14 protein-coding genes are annotated in these 14,239 nt (G+C 53.3%); 2 read left to right on the top strand and 12 right to left on the bottom strand.

Features of this window, described 5'->3' with window-relative positions; translation table 11 throughout:
• Nucleotides 1–189: 189 nt before the first annotated feature.
• The 5 genes from fusA to ACML7B_RS08920 all read right to left on the bottom strand — a co-directional run bounded on the left by fusA (nucleotide 190) and on the right by ACML7B_RS08920 (nucleotide 5,289).
• Nucleotides 190–2,307: an elongation factor G gene (fusA, locus tag ACML7B_RS08940; RefSeq protein ID WP_418540722.1), complete on the bottom strand. Its 2,118-nt coding sequence runs from the start codon at nucleotides 2,305–2,307 to the stop codon at nucleotides 190–192.
• A gap of 9 nt (nucleotides 2,308–2,316) precedes the next feature.
• Nucleotides 2,317–2,787 carry a 30S ribosomal protein S7 gene (rpsG, locus tag ACML7B_RS08935; RefSeq protein ID WP_207655415.1) on the bottom strand — a complete coding sequence of 157 codons (471 nt, stop codon included), beginning with the start codon at nucleotides 2,785–2,787 and terminating at the stop codon, nucleotides 2,317–2,319.
• Between the two features lie 131 nt (nucleotides 2,788–2,918).
• Nucleotides 2,919–3,341, bottom strand: a complete 423-nt coding sequence (gene rpsL, locus ACML7B_RS08930; protein WP_106789189.1) for a 30S ribosomal protein S12 — start codon at nucleotides 3,339–3,341, stop codon at nucleotides 2,919–2,921.
• 138 nt (nucleotides 3,342–3,479) lie between these two features.
• On the bottom strand, nucleotides 3,480–4,043 hold the full coding sequence (locus tag ACML7B_RS08925) for an HD domain-containing protein (protein ID WP_418540720.1): 564 nt from the start codon (nucleotides 4,041–4,043) through the stop codon (nucleotides 3,480–3,482).
• 43 nt (nucleotides 4,044–4,086) lie between these two features.
• The gene (locus tag ACML7B_RS08920; protein WP_418540717.1) at nucleotides 4,087–5,289 is read right to left on the bottom strand and encodes a substrate-binding domain-containing protein; all 1,203 of its coding nucleotides are present in this window, start codon (nucleotides 5,287–5,289) and stop codon (nucleotides 4,087–4,089) included.
• A 197-nt stretch (nucleotides 5,290–5,486) separates the two neighbouring features.
• Between ACML7B_RS08920 and ACML7B_RS08915 the strand changes: the two genes are divergently transcribed.
• A complete protein-coding gene (locus tag ACML7B_RS08915; RefSeq protein WP_106789192.1) occupies nucleotides 5,487–5,657 on the top strand; it encodes a DUF362 domain-containing protein in 171 nt (56 codons plus the stop codon).
• Between the two features lie 89 nt (nucleotides 5,658–5,746).
• Here ACML7B_RS08915 and ACML7B_RS08910 read toward each other — a convergent pair whose 3' ends face one another.
• The gene (locus ACML7B_RS08910) at nucleotides 5,747–6,601 is read right to left on the bottom strand and encodes an N-acetylmuramoyl-L-alanine amidase family protein (protein ID WP_418540715.1); all 855 of its coding nucleotides are present in this window, start codon (nucleotides 6,599–6,601) and stop codon (nucleotides 5,747–5,749) included.
• Between the two features lie 177 nt (nucleotides 6,602–6,778).
• Here ACML7B_RS08910 and ACML7B_RS08905 point away from each other — a divergent pair, with 177 nt between their 5' ends.
• Nucleotides 6,779–7,144 carry a hypothetical protein gene (locus tag ACML7B_RS08905; protein WP_346707231.1) on the top strand — a complete coding sequence of 122 codons (366 nt, stop codon included), beginning with the start codon at nucleotides 6,779–6,781 and terminating at the stop codon, nucleotides 7,142–7,144.
• Here the strand turns inward: ACML7B_RS08905 and dnaB are convergent.
• From dnaB to ACML7B_RS08875, 6 genes are all read right to left on the bottom strand, one after another.
• A complete protein-coding gene (gene dnaB, locus ACML7B_RS08900) occupies nucleotides 7,127–8,467 on the bottom strand; it encodes a replicative DNA helicase (RefSeq protein WP_346707232.1) in 1,341 nt (446 codons plus the stop codon). The genes ACML7B_RS08905 and dnaB overlap by 18 nt on opposite strands.
• Before the next feature lie 14 nt (nucleotides 8,468–8,481).
• On the bottom strand, nucleotides 8,482–8,931 hold the full coding sequence (gene rplI / locus ACML7B_RS08895) for a 50S ribosomal protein L9 (protein ID WP_346707233.1): 450 nt from the start codon (nucleotides 8,929–8,931) through the stop codon (nucleotides 8,482–8,484).
• Nucleotides 8,931–10,997 carry a DHH family phosphoesterase gene (locus tag ACML7B_RS08890; RefSeq protein ID WP_418540712.1) on the bottom strand — a complete coding sequence of 689 codons (2,067 nt, stop codon included), beginning with the start codon at nucleotides 10,995–10,997 and terminating at the stop codon, nucleotides 8,931–8,933. Before ACML7B_RS08890 ends, rplI begins: the two co-directional genes overlap by 1 nt.
• Nucleotides 10,998–11,142: 145 nt before the next feature.
• Nucleotides 11,143–12,162: a UDP-glucose 4-epimerase GalE gene (galE, locus tag ACML7B_RS08885; protein WP_418540710.1), complete on the bottom strand. Its 1,020-nt coding sequence runs from the start codon at nucleotides 12,160–12,162 to the stop codon at nucleotides 11,143–11,145.
• 12 nt (nucleotides 12,163–12,174) lie between these two features.
• A complete protein-coding gene (locus tag ACML7B_RS08880) occupies nucleotides 12,175–13,293 on the bottom strand; it encodes a phosphotransferase enzyme family protein (RefSeq protein WP_418540708.1) in 1,119 nt (372 codons plus the stop codon).
• Nucleotides 13,293–14,219, bottom strand: a complete 927-nt coding sequence (locus ACML7B_RS08875) for a nucleotidyltransferase family protein (protein WP_418540706.1) — start codon at nucleotides 14,217–14,219, stop codon at nucleotides 13,293–13,295. Before ACML7B_RS08875 ends, ACML7B_RS08880 begins: the two co-directional genes overlap by 1 nt.
• Between the last annotated feature and the right edge of the window lie 20 nt (nucleotides 14,220–14,239).

Here is a 14,239-nt window from a genome sequence, read left to right as displayed (position 1 = left end):
TCAACGTGGCCGATGGTACCGATATTACAATGCGGTTTTGTTCTTTCAAATTTAGCTTTTGCCATTTTGAATATCCTCCTTATAATAGCGCCTGCAAGGGCATTTTCATAAAAAATATTTACGTTTTTGCTCGGCTAAGAATGATTATATTTCAAATCATACAGTTTTTCAAGCCTTTTTCATATTTAATTACTCATTTTTCCCGGATAATACCTTTTCCTGTACGGATTTCGGTACGGGCTCGTATTTCTCAAAGAACATGGAGTAGTTTCCACGTCCCTGAGTTCTGGAACGAAGGTCGGTGGAGTAACCAAACATCTCGGACAACGGCACATATCCGCGAACGATCTTGCCTCCGCCCAGGTCATCCATACCCTCGATCCGTCCACGACGGGAGTTGATATCGCCGATGACGTCGCCCATATACTCTTCCGGCATGGTAACTTCAACCTTCATGATAGGCTCAAGCAGTACCGGAGCCGCCTTCTTCATAGCGTCCTTGAACGCCAGGGATCCGGCGATATGGAATGCCATCTCACTGGAGTCTACCTCATGGTAGGATCCGTCATATACGTTGGCGTGGATGCCCACAACCGGGAATCCTCCCAGGATACCGGACTGCATAGCCTCTTCGATACCCTCGCCTACTGCCGGGATGTACTCCTTCGGGATCGCTCCGCCGACTACGGTGGACTCAAACTTGAAGGTCTCTTCCCCGTTGACATCCATGGGCTCGAATTTTACTTTACAGTGTCCGTACTGTCCACGTCCACCAGACTGTTTTGCGTACTTGCTGTCCACATCCACAGCCTTTGTAAACGCTTCCTTGTACGCAACCTGAGGAGCACCTACATTTGCTTCTACCTTGAACTCACGCAGAAGTCTGTCTACGATGATCTCCAGGTGAAGCTCACCCATTCCGGCGATAATGGTCTGTCCAGTCTCCTGGTCAGTGTGCGCGCGGAAGGTTGGGTCTTCTTCTGCCAGTTTCGCAAGGGATTCTCCAAGTTTGCCCTGGGAAGCCTTGGTCTTTGGCTCGATGGCCAGCTCGATAACCGGCTCCGGGAACTCCATGGACTCCAGGATTACCGGATGCTGCTCGTCACAGATGGTGTCACCTGTGGTGGAGAACTTGAATCCGATCGCTGCCGCGATATCTCCGGAGTATACCTTGTCAAGCTCCTGTCTCTTATTGGCGTGCATCTGCAGGATACGTCCCACACGCTCTTTCTTGCCCTTGGTCGCGTTCAGGACGTAGGAACCGGAGTTCACTGTTCCTGAGTAAGCACGGAAGTAAGCCAGCTTACCAACGAACGGGTCAGTCATGATCTTGAATACGAGAGCGGAGAACGGCTCTTCATCAGAAGAATGTCTCACGATCTCATTTCCATCCATATCCACACCTTCGATCGGCGGGATATCGGTAGGCGCCGGCATGTACTCCAGGATCGCGTCCAGAAGCTTCTGAACACCCTTGTTCCTGTATGCGGAACCGCAGCACACCGGGATTGCCTTACACTCACAGGTAGCCTTTCTCAGCACCCGTTTCATATCTTCTACGGAAGGCTCATTTCCTTCCAGGTACTCCATCATCAGATCGTCGTCCAGATCACAGATCTTCTCTACCAGCTCGGTACGGTAGAGCTCTGCGTCGTCCTTCATGTCCTCCGGAATCTCTCCGATGGTGATGTCGTCGCCCTTCTCATCATTGTAAATGTAGGACTGCATCTCCATCAGGTCGATGATCCCCTTGAAATCATCTTCCTTGCCGATTGGCAGCTGCAGACAGATCGCGTTCTTTCCAAGTCTGGTACGGATCTGCTCTACGGCATTGTAGAAATCGGCGCCAAGAATGTCCATCTTGTTGATGAAAGCCATTCTCGGAACGTTGTATGTGTCTGCCTGACGCCATACATTTTCAGACTGAGGCTCAACACCGCCCTTGGCGCAGAATACGCCAACCGCACCGTCCAGTACACGCAGGGAACGCTCAACCTCTACGGTGAAGTCCACGTGTCCCGGAGTATCAATGATATTGATCCTGTGCTCCAGGGCATCCGGCTTCGGCTTGCCGTTCTCTTCCAGTGTCCAGTGACAGGTGGTGGCAGCGGAAGTGATCGTGATACCTCTCTCCTGCTCCTGCTCCATCCAGTCCATTGTCGCAGTACCTTCATGAGTATCACCGATCTTGTAGTTTACGCCGGTATAGTAGAGAATACGCTCTGTCAGCGTAGTCTTGCCGGCATCGATATGAGCCATGATACCAATATTTCTGGTTCTCTCTAATGGATATTCTCTTCCAGCCATGGTTGCCTCCTAGAATCTGTAGTGAGCAAATGCCTTATTTGCTTCAGCCATCTTGTGCATATCTTCTTTTCTCTTCACGGCTGCGCCAGTGTTGTTGGCTGCATCCATGATCTCGTTCGCCAGTCTCTCCTCCATGGTCTTCTCGCCTCTTGCGCGGGAGAAGTTGGTCAGCCAGCGAAGTGCAAGTGCCTGTCTTCTGTCGGCTCTAACCTCGATCGGCACCTGATAAGTCGCTCCACCGATTCGTCTTGCCTTTACCTCAAGTACGGGCATGATGTTGTTCATCGCCTCTTCAAATACTTCGATCGCCGGCTTGCCGGTCTTGTCTGCGACTCTTTCAAACGCTCCGTATACAATCTTCTGAGCGATCCCCTTCTTACCGTCCAACATGATGTTGTTGATAAGCTTGGTAACCACTTTGTTATTGTACAATGGATCCGCTAATACGTCTCTTTTCTGAGTATGTCCTTTACGTGGCACGGTCCTTCCCTCCTTAAACATAATGATTAATTCATCGGTACTCACATGTGTCTTTCTGATGATACAGTGTAGTGCACAGGACATACGGTCTATATATCCTGCAACTTACTTTATCATAGTTCTGTTCGTGATTACTTCTTAGCGTCTTTTGGTCTCTTGGCGCCGTACTTGGAACGGGCCTGTCTTCTCTTGGCAACGCCTGCCGTATCCAGAGTTCCACGAACGATGTGGTATCTGGTACCCGGAAGGTCCTTTACTCTTCCTCCACGGATCAGGACAACGCTGTGCTCCTGAAGGTTGTGGCCTTCGCCCGGGATGTAGCTTGTCACTTCGATTCCGTTGGAAAGACGAACTCTGGCGATCTTACGAAGCGCTGAGTTAGGCTTCTTCGGAGTTGCTGTCTTAACCGCGGTACATACGCCTCTCTTCTGAGGAGCGGACTCGTCGGTCGCTCTCTTTCTCAAAGAGTTGTAGCCTTTCTGAAGTGCCGGAGCTCCAGACTTCTTAACTGCTGTCTGACGTCCCTTCTTTACTAACTGGTTAAATGTTGGCATTCTCTTTCACCTCCTACAATAATAATAAGTTGCATTCATTTCCGCGAAATGAGCGCACAAAAAAGATGATGCATCTTTTTGCACGCTCAAATAGTTTATTACGTTTCTTCAAGGATGTCAAGGGATTTCGGGCATTTTTTACAATCCCAGGGTGTCCGCGATGGCTCCCATCTCCTCCAGGGCCACGTCGATCAGATCGTCCAGGCTTAAGCCTGTGAATTCAATGGCTTCCATATAATCCCGGTTGGCCCCTTTGGCGAACCGCAGCTCATTGAACCGCTTCATCACGGATTTGTGCTTCACGCTGGCGATCTTCTTGTCCGGATAGATCTGGGCCACCGCCTTCACAAAGCCGCTCATGGGATCCGCCGCCAGGATGGCGTACTGCAGCTTGGTCCTGGCCTTCATCCCGCTCTTGGGATTGTGGGCGCAGATGGCGTCAAAAAGCACCTGGTCCTCAATGCCCTCTTTCTTCAGGATCTCAACGGATGTGGGGCCGTGGACGCTCATGTCGTGGGCCCAGTCGCACTGCTCCTCATCCAGGTCGTGGAGCAGTCCCACGATCCCCCAGTACTCTACCTCATCCGGCGCCAGCCGCTTGGCCAGTCCCCGCATGATGGCTTCCACCGCGTAAGAGTGGGTGATGTAATTCTCCCCCTCCATGTATTTCATCAAAATCTCATGTGCCTGTTCTCTGTTCATGGTTCCTTCCTCCTCATCTTCTCTCATTGCCTTGCGGCATCTCTTAATACAGCATGTCCTGGATCTCTTCGCTCTCCAGGTTGTCCGGCGTCATCCACACATACCCGGTATTGACATAGGCCTCGTTGTTCAGGTCGCAAGCCGCCCGGGCCGCCGCGATCACCGCCGCGTACCCCATGCCGAAGGGATTCTGCACCACAAGGCCGTCCACCTTGCCTTCCTCCATGGCAGCTACCTCTTCTTCCTCTGCGTCGAAGCCCATCACTGCCACATCCTCTTTCTCCAGCCGGTCCAGGGTCTCCAGGATCAGCTCCACCGACTCCCCGCTGACTCCATAGCAGCCCTTCAGGTCCGGGTATTTGGCAAAAAGGTAATCCATGATGTCTTCTTCCGTGATCTCTTCTGCCGTTACTTCCTGGGGATCTTCCGCCTCTTCCCCTCTCTGATATGTACCGGCCTTGATCTCTTCCGCCACCGTCTCCTGCATCTCTTCCATCTGGTCACTGTAATAGGTAGAAACTACCTGGATCTCCGGATAGTCCTTCTCCAGCTGCTTTACAAAGCTGTTCACCCTTGTCAGCACCGACTGGGACTTGGAATCCGGGGCAAAGACTGCGATCTGCCCTTTCCCCTCAAGAAGCTCTCCCATCTGTCCCGCCGCATAGGCCGCCGCCTCAGCGTTATCTGTGGAAACCGTAGCCATCAGGCCCTGGTAATCGCTGCCGGAGTCAAAAGCCACCACCGGGATGTCGCTTTCCGCCGCCAGGTCGAACTGTACCTCGCAGGCCTGCATATCGGCAATGGAGATCCCCAGCGCCACCGGATACCGGTCCAGCTCTTCGTCCAGGATGCTTACCTGCTCGTCCACGTCATCACTCTTGGCCGGGCCGCTGTAGGTGACTTTGATCTCATCATCCCCTTCATATCCCAGCTCCTTGTTGATATCCTCCGCCGCCTGCAGGGCGCCTTCCTTCACTGCGTCCCAGTACTGGCCGCCATCGCTCTTCCCGATAATGGAGATGTAGGATCCCTTCTCCAGGGTAAGTCCCTGGGCGTTCCCGTAGGCCGCCGGATCGATCACATCCAGCCTGGCCTGGTACGCCGGGCCCTCGTCCACCGTCTCTTCCTGTTCTGCCCCGGCGCCCGCTGTATCTTCCTTATCCGTCCCGCTGTTTGCGGGAGCGCAGGCTCCCAGTACCAGGGACAGGCTCAAAAGCAGCGCCGTCAGACTCCATTTCTTCTTCATAACGCAAACACTCCCGATAATTCCGATTCTTTCTGTATCTAAAACCAAGAACTACTATACACCAATTTGGTGAAAAATTGTTGAAAAAAATCTTAAATTTTTCTACTGTTTTTTTTCATGTGCACTTTTAAAGTCCCTTGTATATTTCGCCCTTTTGTATTATGATATGGATAAAATAATAAAGGAGGTACATACCAATGGCACATGTAATTAGCGATGAATGTGTAAGCTGTGGAACATGCGAGGCTGAATGTCCAGTAGGCGCTATCTCTCAGGGCGCAGATCACTACGAGATCGATGCGGATACCTGTGTAGACTGCGGCGCATGCGCTTCTGTATGTCCTACAGGAGCGATCTCTGAGGGTTAATCATATAACTTAGATCCACATCAGGGATTCCTGTATTTACAGAAAAATAAAGGGGAACGCACATCAACTGCTGCGTTCCCCTTTGTTTTTTACTGTTCAAAATAGGCGTCGATCCCATCTGCGATACTCTCTGCCATGATATCCTGGAAGTCTGCATCCGCCATCTTCGTATCATCGTGCTCATTGGTCATAAATCCCATCTCCAGGATCATCACCGGGATCTCGCTCCAGTTAAGCCCCGTCATGGTGTCGTTGGTCACCACCCCCTGGTTTGCGAATCCTGTCGCGTCGCAGTAGGCGGCAAGCACCGATTCCGCCAGGCGGCTGCTCTCCTCGCAGAGTTCTCCCACATAAGGGTTGTCCCGGGACATGACAAGACAAAGAGCCCCCTGGGCCGACGGGTCTTCACTTCCGTTGGCGTGGATCCGCACGCACACATCCGCCCCGGCCTCGTTGGCAAGCTGAGCCCGCTCCTTGTTGCTGATGGCGGTGTCATTGTCCTCCCGCGCCATCACCACCTGATAGCCCCGCTCCTCCAGAAGATCCCGGACCTTCAGGGCAACATCCAGATTCAGCTGATATTCGGGAAGATCCGTATAGGCTCCGGTTGTACCGCCGGTGGCTTTGGCCTTCATCTCCCCGGATCCCGGCCCGTTCTCTTCTTTCGCGCTCATATCCACATGAGGCCCCTGGTGCCCCGGATCAATGGCCACAAGGAAACCATTCAGCCTGGACTCCTCACTCTCTTTTGTTTTCTCCTCCTCCGATGCCTCTTCGCTCCCGGAGGATGGGGTCTCCGCAAGGGCGCTATGCGCTTTTGCCACTGCGCCTCCCTTTTCTTCGCCGTCTCCCTGTAATCTGGTCTTATAGATGATCCCTGCCGCTGCCGCAAGTTCCAGGATAAGAACTACGGCCAGCGCCAGGAGAAGCCATTTTCTCTTCATTCTCTTCTTCCTCCCGTCACTGATCCCTATTGTATCATAAAAATGCGTCGTTTTCCCTCTGATCCGGGCAGAAATTTCTCCATTTCCCCCGACTGCCTTCGACATCTTTCGCCCCTTCCCCGTGCTATGCTGTATCTGCCTGGAAAGGGGACAAGTTAAGAATAAGGGGGTTTTTCTATGGGAAATGCAGGAAACACACTGGAACAACTGAAACGGGAGACCAAAGATGACGCCAAGCTCTGTGAATGTCTTCAGGAACTCCATGCACAGGGCGTTCCGTTCGAAGAGCTGAAAGCGCTGATCCCGGACCTTAAGAGGACCAGGGAGCAGCTGCGCCTGAAACGGATGCTGGAAAATAACAATGAAGTGCTCATCTCCATGTTCAGCAAAGAGATGTCCTTCCTGCTGGACGCCAAGGAGCGCCAGGAAGAAGAACAGTTCAAAAAACTGGACCAGCTCATCCGGCAGCAGCAATCCTTCCGGAAATCTGCCGCCGAAAGCGGTCCAGTAGAAAAGTTAAAGCGATTATTCCTGCCGACTTAGGTTGGCGAACTTGGTATAATCCGCAAGCCATGCAAGATGAACGGTCCCCACCGGGCCGTTTCTCTGTTTGGCGATGATGATCTCCGCCTGCTTCTTGTATTCCGTGTCTTTGTTGTAGTATTCATCCCGGTAGATAAACATTACCACGTCCGCGTCCTGCTCAATGGCGCCAGATTCACGCAGGTCCGAGAGCATGGGCCGCTTGTCCGGCCTTCCTTCCACCGCCCGGCTCAACTGGGACAGGGCCACCACCGGCACGTTCAGTTCCCGGGCCAGCGCCTTCAGGGAACGGGAGATCTCAGAGATCTCCTGCTGCCGGGACTCAGAATGCCTTCCCACGCTTCCTGTCATCAACTGCAGGTAATCGATGATCACCAGCTGGATATCGTGCTCCAGCTTGTATTTTCTGCACTTGGAGCGAAGCTCTGACACGGAGATTCCCGGGGTATCGTCAATGATCAGATTGGACTTCCCGATGATCCCGGCCCCCTCGATCAGCTTCTCCCAGTCAGAATCCTTAAGATTTCCGGTACGGATGGCCTGGGAATCCACCTGGGACTCCAGGGAGAACAGACGGTTCACCAGCTGCTCCTTGGACATCTCCAGACTGAAGATGGCCACGCCCTTTTCCTTCTTAAAAGCCACATACTGGGCAATGTTCAGGACAAACGCCGTCTTGCCCATAGACGGTCTTGCCGCCACCAGCACCAGGTCCGAGGGCTGCAGGCCTGACAATTTATAATCCAGATCATTGAACCCGGTGGGGACCCCCGTCACATTTCCTTTATTCTTCGCCGCCCGCTCGATCCGGTCCAGGGCGTTTAACACCACCTGGCGGATGGGGGTATACTCTCCCAGATTCCGCTTCTGGAGCAGTTCAAAGACAGACTTCTCCGTCTTCTCCAGGATGGCAGGCAAAGGCTCATTCCCCGCGTAGCAGATATTGGACAGTTCATCGTTCAGCTTGATCAGCCGCCGCATCATGGACTTGTCCGCCACGATCTCGGCGTAATATTTCACATTGGCGGAAGTGGGCACTGCCGTCACCAGATCCCGGACGAACTCCAGGCTGCTGATCTCCGGCGGCACATCCTTCTCTTTCAGCCGGTCCTGCAGGGTTACCAGATCCACCGGACGCCCCTCGTTAAAAAGCTCCACCATGGAATCGAAGATCACCCCGTAGGCGCTCTGATAGAAATCCTGGCCGCTGATCAGCTCGGAGGCCGTCAGGATGGCGTCTTTGTCCATCAGCATGGCGCCGACCACCGACTGCTCCGCTTCAACGCTGTGGGGCATGACCCGTTTGATGAGCGCTTCTTCCATCGGTTTCTTTCCTCCTACGCTTCCTCTGTCACAACCACCTTCAGCTCAACGGTCACCTTGGGGTGCAGTTTGACAGGTACGTTATGGGTTCCCAGCGTCTTGATGGTCTCCTTGAGCTGGATCTTCTTCTTATCAATATCCAGGCCCAGCTGGCTTTTGGCTTCCTCCGCAATCTCCTTGGAAGAGACGGAGCCAAAGGCCTTGCCGCCTTCCCCGGTCTTAATAGACACCTGGATCTGCCCGGCCTCGATCTTCTTGCCCAGCTCCTGGGCCGCCTCATAATTCTCCTGGGCGATCTTATCCTCATTGGCTTTCTGCAGCTTCAGATCATTCAGGTTTTTGGAGGTGGCCTCCACCCCTTTTCCCTTCTTCAGGATAAAATTCCTTGCGTATCCGTCGCTGACTTCTACGATCTGCCCCTTCTTACCCAGGGACTTTACATCCTCTTTCAAAATTACTTTCATCAGATATCTCCTCCTTCGACCATTTCGTCAATGACGCTCTTAAGAGCTGCCACCGCGCGGTCCATATCCGTATAATCAAACTGTGCTCCCGAGGCGTTCATATGGCCTCCGCCTCCCAGACGCTCCATGATGATCTGCACATTCACCTCATCAATGGAACGGGCGCTGATATAGATCCTTCCATTGTATTCCGTAAGGACAAAGGACGCCTTGATGGCGTTGATGTCCAGAAGCTCGTTGGCTGCCTGGGCTCCTACGATGGTAGGGCTTTCAATGGCAAGCCCCACGCCGGTGGCGATGGCAAAACGCTCCCGGTAAACTTCCGCGCTGCTGATGATCTCCGCTTTCGCCCGGTAAGCTTCCATGTCGTCCCGGAACATCTTGCGCACCAGGGTGATATCCGCCCCGTGCCTGCGCAGGAAAGCAGCCGCCTCGAAGGTCCGCACTCCCGTCCGGTTCACGAAATTGTTGGTATCGATCATGATCCCCGCGTAGAGACTGCTGGCCTCCAGATTGGGGATCCGGATGTCGTCCACGATATACTGCAGGATCTCTGAGACCATTTCACAGGACGAAGAGGCGTACGGCTCAATGTAAGACAGCAGGGCATTCTCAATATTGTCGCTGCTCTGCCGGTGATGATCCAGCACCACGATAGTCTTGGCGATGTGGAGCAGTTCCTCGCACTCCGTCATCATCGGCCGGTTGGTGTCCACCACCACTACCATGGAGTTTTCATCCGCCAGGCCTACCGCTTCCGCAGGCGTCAGGAAAAAGTCCGCCGGATAGTCCGGATTGTCCACATACAGATTATAGAGGGGCCGCAAGGACGCCGACACCTCATTCAGCACGATATGGGCGCTTTTTTCCAGCGCCGCCGCCGCCCGGCAGATACCTACCGCGGCTCCCAGCGCATCCGCATCGCTTAACTTATGCCCCATTACGAAGATCTTGTCCTTCACCGTCAGGAACTCCCGCAGAGCCTCCGCCTTTACACGGGCCTTCACACGGGTATTCCTGGAAGTCTGCTCCCGCTTGCCGCCGAAATACGTGATCCCGTGGGAATCCTTGATCACCGCCTGGTCGCCGCCTCTGGCAAGAGCCAGGTCGATGGATACCCGGGCGTAGTTATAACTCTGGGAATAAGACTCCGCGCTCAGTCCCAGTCCGATACTTAAAGTCACCGGGACGTTATTCCCGATATTCACAGACTTGACTTCTTCCAGGAGGGAGAACTTGTCTTCCTCCAGCTGCTTGAAGCGCTGCTTCTGGATGGCGATAAAATATTTATCGTTCTCCATCTTCTTGACGATGCCGTCCGCCCGGGCGATGTACTGATTGATCTTACGGTCCACCAGCGCCACCAGAAGAGACTGGCGCACCTCCTCCACGCTATTGATCACTTCATCGTAATTATCGATATAGATCAGGCCTGCTACCAGCCGCTGTTCCTCATTTTCCTTGATGTAACGGTTCAGCTCCGTCACATCCTGAAGGTATACGGCGATGAAATACTCTTCTTCCTCCGGCATCTCCATCAGCCGCTCCGTCTCGCTGAAGCCCTTCACAGACACCTTCCGAAGCTCTGCTTTATATTCCCTGACGCCGTAATAGACGTCCATGTGGACCACATCGTTTTCCTCTTTGGGGAAAATGCTCTTGTTCAGTTCCGGGATATACTTGCTGATGTAGACGTCCCGCTTGGGTTTCCCTCCCAGCACTTCCTCGAACTGACTGTTCATCCACACCGCTTTCCCGTCTTCCAGGAAGATGGCATAAGGCACCGCCAGCTCTTTCAAAAGGGTGTTCTGCACTACGCCGTACTGAGCCGCGAATTCCACCAGATCCTTCATGATCAGCGACTTGCTGTACAGGTACAGGATCCCGGTCATCACGATATAGATCAGGACGAAGATAAACATTACCGTTCCTGCGCGCCGGTCGATCCGATACGTCCAGATATTCACCAGCACCAGGAAGACCGCCATGATCGCCGGCCACTGCATATACATCCTGAGCTGTCCTTTCAGACGTATGCTTTTATTTTCCTTTTTCCTCTTTCCCATAGTTACATCCTCTGAAACTTCCCAATAAAAACGATGGATTTTTCACGATATACGTTTGTATTATACCACTTCCCCACCGAAAATAAAAGACGGAAATTGCCGCCGCCGCGGCAACTTCCGCCCTGATCCGGCCCAAGGCCGGGCTTTACTCCTCGTATCCGTTGGGATTCTGGGACTGCCATCTCCAGGCGTCCTCGCACATCTCGTCCAGGCCACGCTCTGCCTTCCAGCCAAGCACCCGCTCTGCCTTGGCAGGATCCGCGTAACACATATCGATATCTCCGGCTCTTCTCGGCTTGATCTCGTAGGGGATCTCCTTGCCGCAGGCCTTGGAGAATGCCTTCACCATATCCAGCACCGAGTATCCGGTTCCGGTTCCCAGATTGATCACATCCAGTCCCGGATTGGTGAAGATATAGTCTACTGCCTTCACATGTCCGATGGCCAGGTCCACTACATGGATATAATCCCGCACGCCGGTACCGTCGTGAGTGTTGTAGTCGTTGCCGAAAACTCCCAGTTTCGGAAGCTTTCCTACTGCCACCTGGGAAATGTAGGGCATCAGGTTGTTGGGGATGCCCTTGGGATCCTCTCCGATCCGTCCGCTCTTGTGAGCCCCTACCGGGTTGAAGTAACGAAGAAGGATCACGTTCCAGTCCGGCTTTGCCTTCTGTACGTCCGTCATGATCTGCTCCATCATGGATTTGGTCCACCCGTAAGGATTGGTACACTGTCCCTTGGGGCACTCCTCAGTGATGGGGATGATCTCCGGATCTCCGTAAACGGTTGCGGAAGAACTGAACACGATATTCTTCACGCCCACCTTATCCATCACGTCCATCAAAGTCAGTGTGCCGGTGATGTTGTTGCGGTAGTACTCCAGCGGCTTCTGTACGGATTCGCCCACAGCCTTCAGGGCTGCACAGTGGATCACAGCGTCCACATTCTCCGCCCGGAACATGGCCTCCAGCGCCTCTGCGTCCAGCACATCTCCCTCATAGAAGCGGATGGATTTCCCGGTCAGTTCCTCCACCCGATGGAGAGACTCCTTAGAGGAATTGCACAGATTGTCGTAAACCACAACCTCATATCCCTGGTTCAAAAGTTCCAGCGCCGTATGGCTTCCAATATAGCCCGCGCCTCCTGTGATCAAGATCTTTGCCATGTCATTTCCCTCCTAGACATTCATATATTTTTCAACGATCTCCTGCATGGTCTGCCACTTCTTCTCCATGTCCTCCACCAGCTTAAACTGGGTCCGGCACCGGTCCAGGTTATGGCCTTCCCTGTGGGTCTTGAAGTATACGTCTCCCTGAAGATAATCGGTGAGGAAACGCATCCCGCACTCAAAGGTCATCACCTTGGCTCCCATGGGGAGAAGGCGGATCTCCTTCTCAGTCAGCTTTCCGCCGCAGCCTTCGATAAAGCCTTTGGTATACAGCTCAAACAGTTCCATGCTGCAGGATACCTTTGTAAGATCCTGCTCGTCCTCTGCCGCCGTGCTGGCGCCAAAACGGATGGAATCGCCAAAATCGTTCATTGCAAGTCCCGGCATAACCGTATCCAGGTCGATCACGCAGATCCCCTTGCCGGTCTTATCGTCGATCATGATGTTGTTCAGCTTGGTATCATTGTGGGTAACACGAAGAGGAAGTTCTTTCTTATCCAGCAGTTCGCTGAAATAATCCGCCACATCCTCCCGGTCCAGGACAAACTGGATCTCTTTCCGGACAGAATCGGCTCTTCCCATCACATCGTCCGCCACAGCCTTCTTAAATACTTCAAACCGCGCCCTGGTGTCGTGGAAGCCCTCGATGGTCTCGTGAAGAGTCTCCGCCGGATAACCTGCCAGCAGCCGCTGGAAGTTTCCAAAGGACACCGCGCTCTCATAGAAGTCCTCCGGCTTCTCCACCTGGTCATAACTGGTGGCGTCGGTGATAAACCGGTAGCACCGCCAGTAATCCCCGCAGGAATCCAGGTAATAGGGTTTCCCTTCTTTGGTGGGGATCACATTGAGGGTCTCCCGCTCCGGGTCGCCTCCATTTTCAATGATCCGCTCCCGCAGATAGGCGGTCACTCCCATCACATTTTCCATCAGCTCCACCGGCTTCTTAAACACTTCCCGGTTCATCCGCTGCAGGATTACCTTCAATCTTCCCATTTCCGCGATCTCAAATTCCAGCAGAAATGTATCGTTGATATGACCGCTTCCATAGGGCTCCTGGGAAAGCAGGGTCCCTTCAAACCGAAAATTACTGATCACTTCATCCTTCTGCTTTTGTGTTACTGCTGCCATTACGCTTCCTCCCAGATATGTTTCGGGTAGAGACCCGCTTCTTTCATCGCCTTCAGCGCAGCTACCACCACAGGCTTGTCTTCCTTGTAGGTAACGCCGTACCATTTGTCCGAAGATTTCAGCACTGCCACTGTCGCTTTCTCCTCGCCCAGCAGACGGCTTACCACTGAGGGCAGGAAATACTCGCATTTCATAGGATTGGTCTTAAGCCCTTCCTGAAGAAATGCCGGGAACCCGTCCCGGATCTCCTCCAGAATGCTTCTGGAGAATCCCCACAGGTTCATGGATACGGTGGTGTCCGCCGGAACAAAGGTCCAGGTCTCTCCGTCGTCTTCCGTAAATGCGATGCCCCCGTCCCGCTTCTCGATCCAGGTCCGCTCGTTGATGGCCACCAGCTCTCCCGCCTCGTTCATCTCGCAGATGCCACGGGCCACATGGCCGTTGTCCGTCACCGTCTTGCCAAGCTCATACCCCACCATGGTGTAGCGGTACTTGTCGTCGTCCTGATGGGTGGCCAGATAATCGTAGATCAGACGGAATGCTTCCTGTCCGTAGTAATCATCCGCGTTGATCACCGCGAAGGGTCCGTCGATCTGGTCGATACAGCTTAAGACCGCATGGGCGGTTCCCCAGGGTTTTACCCGGCCTTCCGGCACCTGGAACCCTTCCGGAAGATTATCAAGCTCCTGGAACGCATAAGACACATCCATATATTTGCCGATCCGGTCGCCGATGGCTTCCTTAAAGTCTGCCTCGTTCTCTTTCTTGATGATGAAGATCACCTTCTCAAACCCGGCCTGCTTCGCGTCGTACATGGAGAAATCCATGATAATGTGGCCTTCCTCATCCACCGGGTCGATCTGTTTCAGGCCGCCGTAGCGGCTGCCCATTCCTGCTGCCATAATGACTAATACTGGTTTGTTCATTGTCATTCCTCCCAACATTT

The sequence above is a fragment of the Massilistercora timonensis genome (genome assembly GCF_048354975.1).
GTDB classification, from domain to species: domain Bacteria; phylum Bacillota; class Clostridia; order Lachnospirales; family Lachnospiraceae; genus Massilistercora; species Massilistercora timonensis.
This window is presented reverse-complemented; position numbering and strand designations above follow the sequence as displayed.